This is a genomic window from Streptomyces sp. NPDC088923, assembly GCF_044749745.1.
GTDB lineage: Bacteria > Actinomycetota > Actinomycetes > Streptomycetales > Streptomycetaceae > Streptomyces.
In genome coordinates this window covers 167,143-184,779 of record NZ_JBIVIO010000007.1, presented here as the reverse complement: position 1 = coordinate 184,779, position 17,637 = coordinate 167,143, and the positions used below count along the sequence as shown (strand labels likewise).

The 17,637-nt window shown below is 71.5% G+C and carries 11 protein-coding genes; 7 read left to right on the top strand and 4 right to left on the bottom strand.

From position 1 onward, the window contains the following. Positions 1-44: 44 nt before the first annotated feature. The 5 genes from ACIP4O_RS24540 to ACIP4O_RS24520 are packed head-to-tail and all read left to right on the top strand — an operon-like array spanning position 45 to position 9,979. A complete protein-coding gene (locus ACIP4O_RS24540; RefSeq protein WP_401577534.1) occupies positions 45-2,024 on the top strand; it encodes an FG-GAP repeat domain-containing protein in 1,980 nt (659 codons plus the stop codon). After that, a complete protein-coding gene (locus ACIP4O_RS24535) occupies positions 2,021-3,040 on the top strand; it encodes an enediyne biosynthesis protein (protein ID WP_401577532.1) in 1,020 nt (339 codons plus the stop codon). The genes ACIP4O_RS24540 and ACIP4O_RS24535 overlap by 4 nt, the downstream gene beginning before the upstream one ends. Then, entirely contained in the window at positions 3,037-8,931 is a 5,895-nt protein-coding gene (locus tag ACIP4O_RS24530) for an SDR family NAD(P)-dependent oxidoreductase (protein ID WP_401577530.1), read from the top strand. The genes ACIP4O_RS24535 and ACIP4O_RS24530 overlap by 4 nt, the downstream gene beginning before the upstream one ends. Beyond that, positions 8,928-9,404, top strand: a complete 477-nt coding sequence (locus ACIP4O_RS24525; protein WP_164282968.1) for a thioesterase family protein — start codon at positions 8,928-8,930, stop codon at positions 9,402-9,404. The genes ACIP4O_RS24530 and ACIP4O_RS24525 overlap by 4 nt, the downstream gene beginning before the upstream one ends. A 5-nt stretch (positions 9,405-9,409) precedes the next feature. Beyond that, positions 9,410-9,979, top strand: coding sequence for a flavin reductase family protein (locus tag ACIP4O_RS24520; RefSeq protein WP_239096282.1), 570 nt, complete (start codon positions 9,410-9,412; stop codon positions 9,977-9,979). A gap of 167 nt (positions 9,980-10,146) precedes the next feature. Here ACIP4O_RS24520 and ACIP4O_RS24515 read toward each other — a convergent pair whose 3' ends face one another. Then, positions 10,147-11,544: a cytochrome P450 gene (locus tag ACIP4O_RS24515; protein ID WP_401577527.1), complete on the bottom strand. Its 1,398-nt coding sequence runs from the start codon at positions 11,542-11,544 to the stop codon at positions 10,147-10,149. Next, complete coding sequence (locus ACIP4O_RS24510) at positions 11,541-12,524, bottom strand: DUF1702 family protein (protein WP_164282973.1); 984 nt, start codon at positions 12,522-12,524, stop codon at positions 11,541-11,543. Before ACIP4O_RS24510 ends, ACIP4O_RS24515 begins: the two co-directional genes overlap by 4 nt. Positions 12,525-12,792: 268 nt before the next feature. Between ACIP4O_RS24510 and ACIP4O_RS24505 the strand changes: the two genes are divergently transcribed. Further along, on the top strand, positions 12,793-13,761 hold the full coding sequence (locus tag ACIP4O_RS24505; protein WP_401577525.1) for a hypothetical protein: 969 nt from the start codon (positions 12,793-12,795) through the stop codon (positions 13,759-13,761). A 46-nt stretch (positions 13,762-13,807) separates the two neighbouring features. On the opposite strand, the gene ACIP4O_RS24500 is transcribed toward ACIP4O_RS24505, so the two are convergent. Then, positions 13,808-14,458 (bottom strand): TetR/AcrR family transcriptional regulator, encoded by a 651-nt coding sequence (locus tag ACIP4O_RS24500; protein WP_164282977.1) that lies wholly within the window; start codon positions 14,456-14,458, stop codon positions 13,808-13,810. Between the two features lie 80 nt (positions 14,459-14,538). Between ACIP4O_RS24500 and ACIP4O_RS24495 the strand changes: the two genes are divergently transcribed. Continuing rightward, positions 14,539-15,924 (top strand): carotenoid oxygenase family protein, encoded by a 1,386-nt coding sequence (locus ACIP4O_RS24495; RefSeq protein ID WP_401577523.1) that lies wholly within the window; start codon positions 14,539-14,541, stop codon positions 15,922-15,924. Positions 15,925-16,070: 146 nt separating this feature from the next. Here the strand turns inward: ACIP4O_RS24495 and ACIP4O_RS24490 are convergent, their stop codons facing one another. Then, the gene (locus tag ACIP4O_RS24490) at positions 16,071-17,444 is read right to left on the bottom strand and encodes an MFS transporter (RefSeq protein WP_401577782.1); all 1,374 of its coding nucleotides are present in this window, start codon (positions 17,442-17,444) and stop codon (positions 16,071-16,073) included. Positions 17,445-17,637: the final 193 nt, after the last annotated feature.

The window sequence follows — 17,637 nt, the reverse complement described above, 5'->3', positions numbered from 1 at the left end:
TCCTCGGTCAGCTTTTTATTTCTCGTTCACGGGAGGGAAATGGGATGTCGTACCGACAGCGATTCCGCAGGCTCATCCCAGGGGTGGTCACGATATTGGTGGCGACCTCGCTGTTCTTCGTCGTCCGTACCTCGGTATCCGTCGCGGGCGGTGATCAGGCTGCTGCCGCGTACAAGTTCAAGGAGATGCCGATCGCGATGCCGCCCGGATACGACGCGCAGCCGAAGAAGACGATCCGTGAGGTGAACCCGGCCTACGAGAAGATTCGTGCCTGGATCTCCTCGGTCGGCGCCAGCATCGCGGTCAACGATGTCACCGGCCACGGACTCGCCAACGGTATGTGCATCGTCGACACCCGTACCGACTCGGTCGTGGTCACCTACACGCCGACCGCTCGTACCGCCGACCGGTTCACGCCCTTCGTGCTGGACGGCAAGCCGCTGCCGATGGACGAGGCCATGGCGCCCACCGGCTGCACCCCCGGCGACTTCAACGGCGACGGCCGCAACGACTTCCTGGTCACCTACTGGGGCCGCACTCCGGTGCTGTTCCTGGCGAAGTCCGACGCCAAGACCCCGTCCGCGTCCGCGTACGTCCCGCGTGAGGTCGTCGCCTCGCAGAGTCTCGACGGCAAGTACCACGGGCCGCGGTGGAACACCGACGCCGTCTACGTCGCGGACCTCGACGGCAGCGGCCACCCGTCGATGATCGTCGGGAACTACTTCCCCGACTCCGACGTGCTGGACCCGCACGGCCTCGACAACGTCGAGATGAACGACTCGCTCTCCAGCGCGAAGAACGCCGGCGGTGACCACGTGCTGCGCTGGTACAAGGCCTCGGCCGGCACCGACCCGGACGTCTCCTTCGTCGAGGAGAAGGACGCCATCCCGTACGCCAGCTCCACCGGCTGGACGCTGGCCATCTCCGGCGCCGACCTGACCGGCTCCGGGCTGCCCGACGTCTACATCGCCAACGACTTCGGCCACGGGCACCTGCTGCACAACCGATCCACCCCCGGCAAGATCCGCTTCACGGAGGCCAAGGGCGAGCGCACCCCGACGACCCCGAAGTCGTTCGTGCTCGGCAACGGCTCCTTCAAGGGCATGGGGGTCGACTTCGGTGACGTCGACGGCAACGGCAGCTTCGACATGATGGTCAGCAACATCACCGTCGCCTGGGGCCTGGAGGAGAGCAACTTCCTCTGGGTCAACCAGGCCGACAGCCCGGCCGCCGCGAAGACCGAACTGCGCAAGGGCGTCGCCCCGTTCAAGCAGGAGGCGCAGAAGAACGGCGTCGCCTGGACCGGCTGGGGCTGGGACGCGAAGATGGGCGACTTCCTCAACAACGGCCAGCAGAACATCCTGCAGGCCGACGGCTTCGTCAAGGGCGACATCGACCGCTGGCCGTGGCTCCAGGAAATGGCCATGACCAACGACAACCTGCTCTCCAACCCCGCGATGTGGCCGCACGTCGGCCCCGGTGACGACCTGGCCGGCGACGAGGTGATGGCGTTCTACGCCCGGACCAGCAGCGGCAAGTACGCGAACGTGAGCGAGCAGCTCGGCCTCGACGTCCCGATCCCGACCCGCGGGATCGCCACCGCCGACACCACCGGCAGGGGCGCGCTGGACTTCGCGATAGCCCGCCAGTGGGGCCCGCCCGCGTTCTACGCCAACCAGGCCCCGAAGCTGGGCAAGGACCTGACACTGCGGCTGTACCGGCCCGCGCCGGACGGCACCGCCGGAGAGGGCCTGGCCGCACCCGGCTCGCCCGCGTACGGCACCACGGTGAGCATCACCACCCCGCAAGGGCGGCAGATCGCCCAGCTCGACGGAGGCGGCGGACACGGGGGCTTCCGCAGCTTCGACGTGCGCTTCGGCCTCGACACCTATACGGGCCCGGTGAAAGCGCACTTCACGTGGCGCGACAGCGACGGCGGCCTGCACACCAAGACCCGGCAGCTCTCCGCGGGCAGCCACACCCTCATGCTGACCGACGACATCCAGGAGGTGACGAGCCGATGACCGAGACCCGTTCCCAGACTGTCGAGGCGGCTCCGCACGACGCCCGGCCCCACGCCGAGAAGAAGAAACCCAACCGGGACCCCCGCTACCTGGCACTGCGCAACTTCGCCATCTCCATGAGCGTGTTCAACATCCTGGGCTACACGCTGCTCGGCTTCGAGCAGCCCTGGCTGTGGCCTATCATCTGCGCGCCGTTCGCCTACGCCGTCGAGATGGTGCTCGAGGTGATCAGCGCCTGGGCCCACAACCGCCGGGCCCGCTTCCTGGGCGGGGGGTTCCGCAGGGTGTACGAGTTCCTGCTGCCCGCCCACATCACCGCGCTCGCGGTGAACATGCTGCTCTACGGCAACGACCTGCTGCTGCCCATCCTGCTCGGTGTCTTCATCGGCGTGGCCGGCAAGCATGTCCTCCAGGCACCGATCAACGGGCGCATGCGGCACTACATGAACCCGTCCAACTTCGGTATCACCGTCACACTGCTCATGTTCGGCTCCTGGATCAGCATCGCCCCGCCGTACGAGTTCACCGAGAACGCGAACACGTTCTTCCGGGTCGGCATCCCGCTGGTCATCGCCACCGCGGGCACGGTCATCAACGCCATGCTGACCAAGCGAGTACCACTGATCGTCGGCTGGCTCGGCGGCTTCGTCATCCAGGCGGTGCTGCGCCACTTCCTGTGGGACGTGGCGATCTGGTCCGCGCTCGGGCCGATGAGCGGCGTCGCCTTCGTGCTCTTCACCAACTACATGATCACCGACCCCGGCACCACCCCGTCCAAGGGCCGCAACCAGTTCATGTTCGGCTCCTCGGTCGCCATGGTCTACGGGCTGCTGATGCTCTTCAACGTCGTGTACACACTCTTCTTCGCCACCACGATCGTGTGTGCCGTCCGCGGTGTCGGCTGGTGGGTCGCCCACGGTCTGCGACGACGCCGGGAACCGGACGGGGCGAGCGGAACGGTGGCGCGGCCCGCCGAGCCGCGGCGCCTGGCCGACAACGAGGCGGTGGCGGCATGAGCGTGCGCGAACCGCGGCCCGTCACCACGGCCGAGAACGACGAGCGGGAACTGTCCGGCCGGATCGCGGTGGTCGGGATCGCCTGCCGCTACCCCGACGCGGAGAACCCCGAACAGCTCTGGCAGAACGTGCTGGCGGGCCGCCGTGCCTTCCGGAAACTGCCCGACCAGCGGATGCGTGCCGCGGACTACTACTCACCCGACCCCACCGCGCCCGACCGCTTCTACAGCGCCAAGGCCGCGGTGATCGAGGGCTTCGAGTTCGACCGGGTCCGCTACCGGGTGGCGGGCAGCACCTTCCGCTCCACCGACATGACCCACTGGCTCGCCCTGGACACCGCCGCCCGTGCCCTGGAGGACGCGGGATTCCCGTTCGGCGAGGGGCTGGCGGACGTCAACACCGGCGTCATCATCGGCAACACCCTCACCGGGGAGTTCAGCCGGGCCAATCTGATGCGGCTGCGCTGGCCGTACGTCCGCCGCACCGTCGGCGCCGCGCTGCGCGAGCAGGGCTGGGAGAACGAGGCGCTCACCGCCTTCCTCGACGGCCTCGAACAGCGCTACAAGAGCGCCTTCCCGCCCATCGGCGAGGACACCCTCGCAGGCGGCCTGGCCAACACCATCGCCGGCCGCATCTGCAACCACTTCGACTTCAAGGGCGGCGGTTTCACCGTCGACGGCGCGTGCTCGTCCTCCCTGCTCTCGGTCTCCACCGCGTGCGACGCGCTGGCCCGCGGCACGATGGACGTGGCGGTGGCCGGCGGTGTGGACCTGAGCATCGACCCCTTCGAGGTGATCGGTTTCGCCAAGACCGGCGCGCTCGCCACCGGCGAGATGCGGGTCTACGACAAGGGCGCCAACGGCTTCTGGCCCGGCGAGGGCTGCGGCATGCTGGTCCTGATGCGGGACGAGGACGCCCGCGCGCAGGGCCGGTTCCGCTACGCCACCATCGCCGGCTGGGGCTACTCCTCCGACGGGAAGGGCGGCATCACCCGGCCCGAGGCCAGCGGCCACCGCCTCGCCATACGACGCGCCTACCGCGCGGCCGGCTTCGGCATGGAGACCATCGGCCTCCTGGAGGGCCACGGCACCGGAACGGCCGTGGGTGACGCCACCGAGCTGCGCGCCTTCTCCGAGGCACGTCGCGCCGCCGGCGCACTCGCCCCGGCCGCCCTGAGCACCGTCAAGGGCAACTTCGGCCACACCAAGGCCGCGGCCGGCGTCGCCGGGCTCCTCAAGGCGATCCTCGCGGTCCGCCACCAGGTGATCCCGCCCGCCACCAGCCACTTCGACCCGCATCCCGAACTCCTCGGCCCCACCCCCGCACTGCGGGTGCCGGACCGCGCCGAGCTGTGGCCCGAGGGCATGCCCATCCGGGCCGGGGTCTCCTCCATGGGCTTCGGCGGCATCAACGCCCACGTCGTCGTCGAGCACGCCGACGGCTTGCGGCGCAGCGCCGTGCCGAGCGTCACCCGCAGACTGGTCGCCTCCCGGCAGGACGTCGAGCTGTTCCTGCTGGACGGCACCGACCCGGAGGAGCTGCGGCAGAAGGCGACGCGCCTCGCGGAGTTCTGCGCCCAGCTCTCGTACGCCGAACTCGGCGACTTGGCGGCCACGTTGCACGGCGAGCTGGACGGCCGGCCCTTGCGCGCCGCGGTGCTCGTCGCCTCGCCCGAGCAGGCCACCGAGCGGCTCACCGAGCTGGCCGGACAACTGGCCGCCGGAGTCCGTACGCTGCTGGACACCCAGAAGGGTGTCTTCCTCGGCAGCGCCGGCTCGGCCCCCCGGATCGCCTTCCTCTTCCCGGGGCAGGGCGCCGGAAAGCGGGGCGACGGAGGCGCGTTGCGTCGCCGGTTCGCCGCCGTGGACGAGCTGTACGACCGGCTCTCGCTGCCCACCGACGGCGACCTGGTCGCCACCGAGGTCGCTCAGCCCCGGATCGTGGCCGCCTCGGTCGCGGGCCTGCGAGTACTGGACATCCTCGGCATCGAGGCGGTCCGGGCCACCGGCCACAGCCTCGGGGAACTGACCGCCCTGCACTGGTCGGGCGCCATGGACGAGCCGACCGTGCTGAGCGCGGCCGGCGTCCGCGGCCGGATCATGGCCGCGGCCGGCGACGGCGAGGGCACCATGGCGGCGCTCGCGACGACCCCCGAACTCGCCGAGACCCTGACCGCCGGCGAGCCGGTGGTGATCGCCGGCTACAACAGCCCGCGCCAGACCGTGGTGTCCGGCCCGGTCGCGGCGGTCGAACGAGTCTGCGCGCTGGCGGCCGGACAGGGCGTCGGCGCGGCGAGGATCAACGTCTCACACGCCTTCCACTCACCGGCCGTCGCTCCGGCCGCGGCCGGACTCGCCGAGCACCTGAGGACCGAGCGGTTCGGCCGGATCGGGGAGGGCCTGATCTCCACCGTCACCGGCGGACTGCTGCCCGCCGACACCGACGTGGTGGACCTGCTCACCCGCCAGGTACTGCAACCGGTCCGGTTCACCGAGGCGCTCCAGGAGATGGACGGCGAGGTCGACCTGCTGATCGAGGTCGGACCGGGCCACGTGCTCAAGTCGCTGGCCGCCGAGATCCTGCCGGACGTGCCCGCGGTCGCCACCGAGGCGGACGCCCTGTCACTGACCGGGCTGCTCGGCACGGTCGCCGCCGCCTGGACGATGGGCGCACCGGTCCGGCACGGTCAGCTCTTCGCCGGGCGCTTCACCAGGCCGCTGCCGCTGGACAAGGAGTTCCTGTTCTTCGCCAGCCCCTGCGAGTCCAACGACGAGGACTTCGTGCTGGAGCCCTCCGAACCGGCCGCGCTGCCCGAGCTCACCGCTCCCGCGGCCACCGCGGCCACCGCGGGCACCACGGCAGCCGACAAGGAGGACGCCTCCAGCCTGGAAGTGCTGCTCCGGCTTGCCGCCGAGCGAGCCGAACTCCCGGTCGAAACGGTCGATCCGGCGGCCAACCCGCTCGACGAACTGCACCTCAGCTCCATCACCGTCGGCCAGATCATGAACCAGGCCGCCCAGGAGCTGGGCATCTCCGCACCCATGGTCACCACCGCCTTCGCCACCTCCACGCTGGGGCAACTCGCCGAACTCCTTGACGAGCTGTCGGAGCAGTCGCCCGAGGACCACCAGCCCTCCGCCGCCCCGGGCGTCGCGAGCTGGGTGCGCCCGTTCGTGGTCGATCTGACGCCGGCCGAACTGTCCGGCGGTCCTGCCGCCGGGCCCGGTGGCGACTGGCAGGTCTTCGCCTCCGACCGGCACCCGCTGGCCGGCCCGCTGGCCGAGCGGCTGCGCACGGCCGGGCCCGGCGGGGGCGTGCTCCTCGCTCTTCCCCGCGACTGCGGTCAGGAGCACATCGGCCTGATGCTCGCCGCCGCCCGAGCCGCACTCGACCCGGACCGGCGTGCCGCCGGCACCCGGCTGGTCGCCGTCGGCGACCGCAGGGGAGCGGCGGGCCTGGCCAAGACGCTGCATCTGGAGGCACCGGACATCCCGGTCACCGTCGTCACCCTGCCGTTGCCCGGGGACATGACGGCCGAAGCCGCCGAACGGATCAGCCCCCGGATCGCCGCGGACGTGCTGGCCACCACCGGGTTCAGGGAGGTGCACTACGACCGCGAGGGCGTGCGGCGGGAGCCGGTGCTGCGGGCGGTGGACCTCACGACGGACTCCACCCACCAGGCGTTGGACGACGACGACGTCCTGCTCATCACCGGCGGCGGCAAGGGCATCACCGCCGAGTGCGCCATCTCGCTGGCCGGGCCGAGCGGTGCGGCGATCGGGCTGATGGGCCGCTCCGACCCGGCCGAAGACGCCGAGCTCGCGGACAACCTGCGCCGCATGGAGGCGGCCGGTGTCCGGGTGCACTACGCGCGGGCCGACGTCACCGACGTCGACCAGGTCAAGGCCGCGGTGGGCGAGATCACCATGGCGCTCGGCCCGGTCACCGGCCTGCTGCACGGCGCGGGCCGCAACCAGCCGCAGGCGCTCGCCAACCTGGACGAGGACTCGTTCCGCCGCACGCTGGCCACCAAGATCGACGGTGTGGAAGCGGTGCTGGCCGCGATCGACCCGGCCGCGCTGCGCCTCTTCGTGACATTCGGCAGCATCATCGGCCGGGCGGGACTGCGCGGCGAGGCGGACTACGCCACCGCCAATGACTGGCTCACCGAGCTGACCGTCCAGTTCCAGCAGGACTACCCCGACTGCCGCTGCCTGGCACTGGAGTGGTCGGTCTGGTCCGGTGCCGGCATGGGGGAGCGGCTGGGCGTCCTGGAGGCCCTGGTCCGCGAGGGCATCGAGCCGATCCCCGCCGACCAGGGCGTGGAACTGCTCGGCCGGCTGCTGGCCGACACCGGTACCCCGCCGGCCCTGGTGGTGATGGGCCGGGCCGGCGGCCTGCCGACGCTCACCCTGGAGCAGCGCGAAACCCCGCTGCTGCGGTTCCTGGAACGCGTCCAGGTGCACTACCCCGGCATCGAACTGGTCGCGGACGCCGAACTCGGCGCCGGCAGCGACCTCTACCTGGCCGACCATCTGCTGGACGGCGACCTGCTCTTCCCCGCCGTCCTCGGCATGGAGGCCATGACCCAGGTGGCCACCGCGCTCACCGGCCACCAGCACACCCCGGTGCTGGAGGACATGCGGTTCCTGCGGCCCATCGTGGTCCCGGTGAGCGGCACGACGACCCTGCGGGTGGCCGCCCTGGTCACCGGACCCGGCACGGTCGAGGTGGTGGTGCGCAGCAGTGAGACCGGCTTCCAGGCCGACCACTTCCGCGCCGTCCTGCGCTTCGGCGGGCGGGAGTCGGCCGGTGATCCGGTGCCGGTCACAGAGCAGGTGCCGCGCGTGCCGCTGGCACCCGGTGAGCTGTACGGGCCGGTGCTCTTCCAGGGCGACCGCTTCCAGCGGCTGCTCGGCTACCGGGACCTGGCCGCCAAGCACTGCCTGGCCGAGATCGACGACACTCCCCGGGCCGACTGGTTCGCCGCCTACCATCCGGGCGAACTGGTACTGGCCGATCCCGGTACCCGCGACGCGCTCATGCACTCCATCCAGGCGTGCGTGCCCGACGCCACGCTGCTGCCGGTGAGCGTGGCACGGCTGCATCTCGCGGCCCGGCCGGCGCGACCGACCGGCCGGCTGCTGTTCCTCGACGCCCGCGAGCGGTCCCGGGACGGCGACAGCTACCTCTACGACCTGGACGTCCGCGACGAGGAGGGCCGACTGGTCGAGCGTTGGGAGGGCCTGCTGCTGCGGGCGGTGCGCAAGCAGGACGGAGCCGGCCCCTGGCTGCCGGCGCTGCTCGGCCCCTTCCTGGAACGGCGCGCCGAAGCGGCGCTCGGCCACCCGCTGCGGTGCGTCGTGCTGCCCGGAGGCCCGGTGGACGGGTCCTCGGTGGACGAGCGCAGGCAGCGCACCGCCCAGGCGGTGAGCTGGGCGCTGGGGCGGACCACCGAGGTGCGCCACCGGCCCGACGGAAGGCCCGAACTGGCCGAAGGCCGACGGGTGTCCTCCTCGCACGCGGCGGGCGTCACCTTCGCCGTGGTCGCCGACCAGGCCGTCACCTGCGACGTCGAGGTGGCCGTCGAACGGTCGGCCGACGAGTGGGCGGCGCTGCTCGGCGCCGACGGCCTGGCACTGGCACGGCTGCTCGCCGAGGGGCGGGGCGAGGCACTGAGCCTGGCCGCCACACGGGTGTGGGGCGCGGTGGAGACACTGCGCAAGGCGGGCCACGCGGTGGCCGCGCTGAGCCTGGACGGCGACGCGGGACTGCCGGCCGGCTGGGTGGCCTTCCGCGGCGGCGCACACCGCATCACGTCATTCGCGACCGCCCTGGAGGGCGTCGCCGATCCGGTGTCGTTCACCGTGCTGACCGAGGGGACCCGATGACGCAACCGGACTACTACGAGTACCGCCACCTGGTCGGCTTTGAGGAGACCAACCTCGTCGGCAACGTCTACTACGTCAACTACCTCCGCTGGCAGGGCCGCTGCCGGGAGATGTTCCTGCGCGACCGGGCACCCGACGTGCTCGCCGACATCCGGGCCGACCTCAAGCTGTTCACCCTGAAGGTGGACTGCGAGTTCTTCGCCGAGATCACCGCCTTCGACGAACTGTCCATCCGCATGCGGCTCGTGGACCTCACTCAGACCCAGATCGCCTTCACCTTCGACTACGTGCGGCTCGGGCCGGACGGAAGCGAGACCCTGGTCGCCCGGGGGCAGCAGCGGATCGCCTGCATGCGCGGCCCCAACACCGACACCCGTCCGACCAGGGTCCCCGAGCCGCTGCGGCTCGCCCTGGTGCCCTACAGCGTCTCCGGTACGGCGTCCTCCCGGACGCTCACCGCTACTGCGAGGTGATCCACATGCCCATCCTCCCCTCCGCCTCCGTTCCGCTGCCCGGTCCGCTCGACCTGCCACCGCTTCCCGCGGAGGCGCCCGAGGCGGACATCCACGACCGTCGCGCACTGCGCGGGGTGCTGGGACGTTTCGCCACCGGGGTGACCGTGCTGACCGCGGGACGTGACACGCCGCGCGGCATGACCGCCAACTCCTTCACCTCCGTCTCCCTCGAACCGGCCCAGGTGCTGGTGTGCGTCGTGAAGTCGGCAGCCATCCACCAACTCGTGCTGGATGAGCAGGCGTTCGCGGTCTCGGTGCTCAGCAGGGACCAGGAATGGGTGGCCCGGCACTTCGCCGACCACTCACGCCCGCGCGGCGCGGCGGAGTTCGCCGGCATCGACCACGCACCCGGCCGGCACACCGGAGCCCCCGTGCTGGACCATGTCCAGGCATGGCTGGAGTGCCGGCTCAGCGCCGTCCACGACGGAGGGGACCACACCATCTTCGTGGGCTCGGTCCTGTGCGCGGGCAACGCCTCGGGAGAGGACCCGCTGCTCTTCCTGGGCGGGGCCTTCCGCCGCGTCGCCGCCTGACCCCGGTTCCAACAGGAAGCCCGGCCGGCTGCCCCGGCCGGGCTTCCCGCGTCGCCCCCGGCAGTCCCGGGCGGACGCCGGAACGCGAACGGCCGCCCCGGGCAGCAGCTGCCCGGGGCGGCCGTTCGCGTGACCGGTCCGTCCTCGCCGCCGGCGGCGGCGCACTCTCAGTTCCGCGGTTCCACGGTCATCGGCAGGCCGCCCTTGACCCGCAGGGTCAGCATCGGCTCGGCCCGTACCCTGTGGCCCGGGGGGACCGAGAGACGCAGCCGGCGCAGCAGGACGGCGAGCACCACCGTGGCCTCCATCATCCCCAGGCTGCTGCCGACACAGACCCGCGGTCCCGCACCGAACGGTACGTAGCTGTACCGGTGCCGGCCCGCGGCGCGGCCCGTGGCGAACCGTTCCGGGTCGAACCGGTCCGGGTCCTCCCAGAAGTCCGGGTGTCGGTGCAGTGTGTAGGGGCACAGCACCACATCGGCGCCGGCCGGCACCCGGTAGTCCCCGATCCGGTCCGCCGCCAGCGCCCTGCGCGGCAGCAGCCACACCGCCGGGTACAGCCGCATCACCTCCTGGAGCACCATCGACGTGTACGTGAGCCGGTGGAAGTCCTCGATGGTGGGCAGCCGGTCGCCCAGCACCTCGTCGACCTCGGCGCGTACCCGGTCGCCCGCTTCCGGGTGCCGGTCCAGCAGGTACAGCGTCCAGTTGAGGGTGCTGGCGGTGGTGTCGTGCCCGGCGAGCAGCAGGGTGATGAGCTCGTCGCGCATCCGGTTCTGCCGGACTGCCGGGTCCCGCTCGTCAGCCGTCGCGTCGATGAGGCGCGAGAGCACGTCGTCGCGGGTGCCGTCGGAAGCCGGGTGCCGTTCCCGCTCCTGGGCGAGGGCGGCCACGATCCGGTTCAGTTCGGCCCGCGCCTTGCGGAACCTCAGTTGCAGGGGCAGCGGGACCCACGTGGGCACCGAACTCAGGCTCATCATTTCGAAGACGGCCTGGTCCTGGACGATTTCGAAGGCCTCGCCGATGGCTTCGTACGCGCCCAGGTCCGCGTCCAGCAGCGAGCGGCCGAGCACCCCGAGGGTGAGCCCGGTCATCTCCTGCCGGATGTCCACCGCTCCCGCGCCCGCCGACAGCCTCAGCCGGTCCGCCAGCAGCAGCGCCTCCTCGCCGATGGCCCCGATCTGCCGGGCGATGCGGCGCGGCTGGAACGCCGGCTGGATCACCTTGCGCTGGGCTCGCCACAGCGGGCCCTCACTGGTCAGCAGGCCGTTGCCGAGCGCGCGCCGGGCGTGCACCAGGCCGATGCCCTTGTGGTAGTTGGCGCTGTTGTCGGTCAGCACCCGGCGGATGTGGTCGGGGTGGTTGAAGAAGTACAGGGTCTTGGGGCCGAGCGGCAGCCGTACCGCGTCGCCGTAGGTGGCCGCCGCCTCGGTCATCACTGCCAGCCGGTCGGAGGCCATCCGGGCCAGGAGCACCGGGGTGCTGGCCCGCGACGGCCCCGGAGGCCGCCGCGGCCGGTCGCCGCTCGGCAGGACCGGGGCCGGTACCGAGTCCATGCCCCTCATGCCCGCGCCTCGGGCGCTTCGCTGGAGATCCGCTCGGCGATCTCCCGGCGCCACACCTCGTAGGCTGTCAGCCGGTCGTCGACGACGGGGGTGGGCCGGGCCCGCGAGCAGACCTCGGTGACCTGCTGCGGGGTCATGCCGCAGAGCAGCCGCGCGGCCATCTCGGTGTGCGGTGTCAGCAGTCCGGACTCCACGCGGGTCGTCGAGGCGAAGGCCGCGCCCTGGGCGAGTTGCGGCCGGTAGCTGCCTGCCCGTTCGAGCAGGTACAGCAGCTCGGCCTCGTCGGCACCGCCGGCGTAGCAGGCGGCCAGTCCGACCCCGCTGTAGAGGTCGGCACGCCGGTCCGCCGTGAAGCCGTCCACCAGGTCCGCCACCACGGCCGGGTCGGTGCCCCCGATGAACCACAGCGCCCGTCCGATGCCCTGGTCGACGGCGTGCCCCGCGTACCGCCGGGTCTCGTCGCCGGGCCACCGGAAGGACGGGTCCCGGTACTGCTCGCGCACATAGCGCTGGGTACGGAAGTAGGCCTGGTGGAAGCCGTATCCGTCCAGGGACAGCCAGCGCAGCAGAGGGTCGGCGGGCGCGATGGACGCCCACCGGAAGCGGGGCAGCCGGGCCATCGCCCAGCCGACGCCGACGTGCACCATGTACTCGTGCGGGGCACCATGGCCCGCCAGGAAGGCCGATATCCGGCCGTTGCCGGGTATCGGGAGGCCGTCCAGCATGGCCAGTCCCATGGCCGCGCCCTCGTAGGCGAAGCCGCGGAACCGCACCGGGATCCGCTCAAGCCGCTGGTGCGCCTCGTCCTGGTCGCGTGCCTCGACGGCGTACGCGTAGCCGTCGAGGAAGGTCGCCCCGACCGTCTCAAGCGTCTCCCGCGCCTCGGGGCTCTTCTCGTGGAAGCCCCGGGTCGACAGCTTGGTCTCGTTGTGGCTCGGTGTCATCAGACGGCGTCTGACCGTGCGCCAGCTCGCGCTCATCGTTGCCCTCCAGCCCGCCGCGAGCCCGGATGGCCGCAGCTCTCCGGTTTCATGCTCCGGCCCCTCGGACCGCGCCACTACTTCTGCCGTGCCGGTACCGGGCAATTCAGGAGTAGGCAGTGAACGGGCCGGGTCCCGACACTCAGTCGCACTGCCCGCACGTCCCCGTGTGCGAGGTCTCGCGTGGGGCCACCCCGAACCGGAGCGGCCGAGATCGCGGACCTCGTGCACCGATTCCGGCACCGCCCTGCGACAGAGGAGACCTCACGTGACCGATACCACCTTCGCTCCGGCCTCGACGGCACCGCCGCACGCCACCTCGCTCTTCGTCAACGGCCTGTTCCCGCGCCGCCGGGTCCTGCTCCTCGTGCTCAGCGTGCTCGGCGGCCTGCTGATCGCCTACGCGTGGTCCTCGAAGCTGGCGGACGACGAGATCGGCTTCCGCACCGCCAGCCAACTGCTCGGTCACGACGCCGAGGACACGCCGCTGTCCGGCATCGCCTCCGGGGTGCTCTTCGCCCTGGTGTCCGGGCTGGCGGGCTCCTTCACGGCCTGCAACGTGGCCGTGTTCGGAGCGGTGGGCCCGCTGGTCGGACAGATCAGCCTGACCCGCCGTCAGCGGCTGGCGCACGCGCTGCGGCCGCTGGGCTGGATGGCGGCCGGCATGCTGCCGGTCTCGGCCGCCTACGGGGTGCTGGTCGGTCTCGTCGGCACCCACATGCCGCAGTTCTCGACGGCGCAGACGCACGGCATCTCACCCCGGATCGCCCAGGCCATGATCGTGTACGGGGTGCTCGGCCTGTTCATGCTGGCACTCGGGCTGGCCGCGGCCGGTCTGATCCCCGACCCGCTGGCGGCTGTCTCGCGCCGGTATCCGAACGCCCCGCTGGTGCTGATCGGCGCCATGGTCGGCGCCTTCCTGATCGGCCGCCCCTACCCGCTGTTCCGCAACCTGTTCCGGCAGGCGGCCGAGGAACACAACCCGCTCTACGGGGCAGTCGCCTTCTCGCTCCAGTCCATCGGCAACTTCGTGGTGATGGCGGTGCTCTTCCTGCTCCTGTCCTACATCCTCAGCCGACCCGTCCAGCGCTGGCTGGCCACCAAGCCGGGCCGGGTGGCGACGCTGACGGCGTCCGCGTTCCTGGTGGCCGGCGCGTTCACGGTCGTTTACTGGGACATCCGGATGCTGGGCAGGCTCGATTACCTGTGGTTCCCGACAGCTCCCTGGAACGCGTAGCAATTTCTCCCCGCCCCGGCGGAACCACCAACGGCGGCTCCGGGCCCTACTGGGTCCGGAGCCGCCGTTGTGTCGCCCTGGCCAGGGATTCCTGGGCGCGCTGAGGGTCGTCCCCCGCGCCCAGGATCATTCCGCCCACCTGTGCCTCGAAGCAGACGTCCGCGGTGTTGGGCTCGACCAGGTAGCCGCCGAGGTCCAGGGTGACGAGTCCGTGCAGGGCGATCCACAGCTGATGGGCGAGCAGTTCGGGGTCGAAGGGGCGGAAGCGGCCGGTCGCGGCGCAGCGCTTGACCGCTCCGACGAGGATGTCCAGGGTGTAGCGGCCGTGTTGCCGGTCGGCGTCGGTGAGCGAGAAGCCGCTGAGGCTCGACCCGCCGAACATCACGTTGTACAGGTGCCAGTGCTCCCGGGCGTTGTCCCGGTACGCCCAGCCGAGGGCGAGCACGTCGGCGACCGGGTCGTCGCTCTCCTCGACGGCTCTCATCCGGTCGCCGAGCAGCCTGAACCCTTCGTGGACCATCGCCCGCACCAGGTCGTCCATACCACCGAAGTGCGTGTAGACGACCGTGGTGGAGGTGCCCACCATGGCTGCCAGTTTGCGGGTGGACAGTGCGGCCGGCCCCTCCTCGCCGAGCAGCTTCGCCGCGGCGTCGATGAGTTGGGGGCGCAGGTTCGGGTCAACTCGGCGTGGGCTCACCCTTGACAGTATGGCGGGCGGCTGTGACGCTATTCCGTGACAGCGTTACGTAACGATGATACTCGACGGAGGAGGCGGCCATGCCTCGCACCACTGACCCTGTCCGCGGCACACTCCCGCACAGCACGGTGCACCTTCTCGGGCGTGGCTATCAGCCGGTGCCGGCCGAGGCCGAACACACGGAACTGACGGTGCGCGGCACGCTGCCGCCGCAGCTCGACGGAACCTTCCTGCGGATCGGGCCCAATGCCCGGGGCCCCCACGACCCCGCCGTCGACCACGCCCTGGCGGGCGACGGCATGGTGCACGCGATCCGGCTGGGCGGCGGCCGCGCGCTGTCGTACCGCAACCGCTGGCTGCGGACCGACGCGATCAGCGGCGCGCTCAACGAGCTGCCCACTCCCGGGCCCCGCAACGGGCCGGACGACAACGTCAACGCGAATCTGGTCCGGCACGCCGGCCGCACCCTGGCCGTGGGCGCCGCCACCGCCCTGCCGCTCGTCCTCGACTCCGGCCTCGCCACCCGCGCTCGCACCGACTTCGACGGCACCCTCCCCGGCGGCTTCTGCGCGCACCCCCTCACCGACCCGGTCACCGGAGAACTGCTCGCGGTCGCGACCGATCATGCGCGGGACGAGGCGGTCCTGCTCACCCTCGACGTCGCGGGCCGGGTCCGCGAAACACTGCCGATCGTGGTCAAGGGCCGCCCCTGGATGCACTCCTTCGCCCTCACCGAACGCCACGCCGTCCTCTTCGACCTGCCGGTGACCCACGACCCCGCCGAGGCGCGGGCCGGCTCGCCCGTGCCCTACTCCTGGCAGCACGACCACGGTGCCCGGATCGGGATCGTGCCGCGCGGCGGCACGGACGCGGGCGCACTCTGGCTCGACGTCGCACCCTGCTTCGTCTTCCACCCGGTCAACGCCTTCGAAGAGGGCGACGGCCGGATCACCGTGGACGTGATCCGCCACGAGCGGGCCTTCGATCGCGACCGGCTGCACGCCAGCGAGTCGGCGCCAACCCTGTGGCGCTGGACCCTCGATCCGCGTGAGAACGCCGTGGCGGAGCGACAACTGGACGGCCGGGTCCAGGAGTTCCCCCTGATCGACGAGCGATACACGGGGCTGCGGTACCGGTACGCCTTCACCGTCGAACTCGACGCGGGCCAGGGCGCCGCGCTCTGCGGCCCGGCACTACTGCGGCACGACCACGCCACCGGCCGCTCGGACCGTCATGCCTTCGCCGGTGGACGGCTGACCGGCGAACCCGTCTTCCTGCCGCGCGAGGCGCGGGCCGCGGAGGCCGACGGCTGGCTGCTGACCCTGGTGTACGACCCCGCCGCCGACCGCAGCGAACTGGTGGTCCTGGACACCGCCGATTTCACCGGGCCGCCGGTCGCCGTGGTCCCGCTGCCGGTCCGGGTGCCGCACGGCTTCCACGCGCAGTGGGTGCCGGGGGAGAGGTGAGCGGGGCGGGGGACCACGAAGACCCGCCGAGGAAGGCCACCCGGCGCTCGCCCACGCCCACCGGCACGGACTCGGCGGAATCCGGCCCGGAAGACCGCGGGGTCGCACTCGGCCGAGTGCGACCCCGCGGTTTCCCCGGCCGGGTGTCAGTCCACAGGACGGGCCAACGCCTGGTCGGCGTCCCCCCGCAGCGGCACGCTTGCCGCCGGAGCGTCCGCGCCGCGGGCACGCAGCCCGAACCAGACCAGGACCATGCTCGCCATGGTCACCGCCACGTCCACGATCAGCGCGAGGTGGATGCCGTCCAGTTCCATCGCCTGGGTGGCGGCGACCGCGCTCAGGATCGGGATGCCGATCGTGACGGCCACCTGCTGGGTCATCGCCGTCATGCCCGTGGCCAGGCCCTGCTCCTCGTTGGGCAGGCCCGAGGTGCCGGTCACCGTGTAGGCCACGATGGAGGTCACGTGCCCGAAGAACCCGATGAACAGCGCGGGGACCAGGATCACGAGCGCCACCCGGTCGGTACCGAGGAAGATGAGGGGAAGGATCGCCAGGCCCTGCACGGACATGCCCACGGCCAGCACCTTCCGGCTGCCGTGGCGGCCGATGGAGCGCCCGGCGATGACCCCGGCGGCCACGGCCGCCAGGCCCGGGACGCCGAAGACCAGGCCGGTGGTCAGTGGGGAGTAGTGCAGGACGTTCTGGAGGTAGAGCGTCATCAGGAAGATCATGGCGGTCTCCATGGAGAACACCACGAGCCCCGCGTAGTTGCCCCACTTCACCGTGGGCCGCTTGAGGATGCGCACCGGGGCGAGCGGCGCGGGTGAACGGAGCTCGATCACCCAGAACGCGACCAGCAGAGCCGCGCCGATGATGCCCGGGTATATGTTCGTCTCGATGACCGCGTAGATGACGGCCAGCAGACCTCCGGCCGCGGTCACCGCCCCGGGCACGTCCAGCTTCACCCGGTCGGGGACGCTGCTCTCCCTGATCAGCGAGGGGGTGAACACCAGGATGACCGCCGCCACCGGCACGTTGATGAAGAACGCGGCTCGCCAACTGAGCAGGCTCACCAGGACACCGCCGACCAGCGCGCCGACCGTGAAGCCGCCGGAGAGCAGCGCACCGTTGAGGCCCAGGACCCGGTCCCGCTGCGAGCCTTCCGCGAAGGTGCTGGTGAGCAGGGACAGTGACGCGGGGATCGCCATCGCGGTGGCGAAGCCCTGCAGTGCGCGGGCGGTCAGCAACACTTCGGCGTTCTGGGCGAATCCGCCGAGTAGTGAGGCCGCGCCGAGCAGCGCCATCCCGGTGATGAAGAGTCGGCGGCGGCCGAACAGGTCGCCCATCCGTCCGAAGAGGAGGGCGAAGCCGGCCGCGGGGAGGGCGTAGGCGGAGGTGACCCAGGGCAGCCCGGACAACCCCAGCCCGACGCCCGCGCCGACCTCGGGCAGCGCGACGTTGAGGATCGAGAAGTCGACGGACAGCATGAATCCGGACCCGAGCAGGAGGAACAAAATCATCCGTTCCCTGCTGGTGAAACGTGGAACTGAGCTCACTTCGCTCTTGCCTGCGTCGGTCGTCATGAGATGGTTCCCTCGATCGAGAGTCCGATTTCGTGAACGGTCACCGCGTCGGCCGACCGTGCCGCCCGGCGGCACTCGTCACCGAGCGCCGGGCCGACGCCTGACCGGCCGTCAGTCCGGTGCCCCTGCG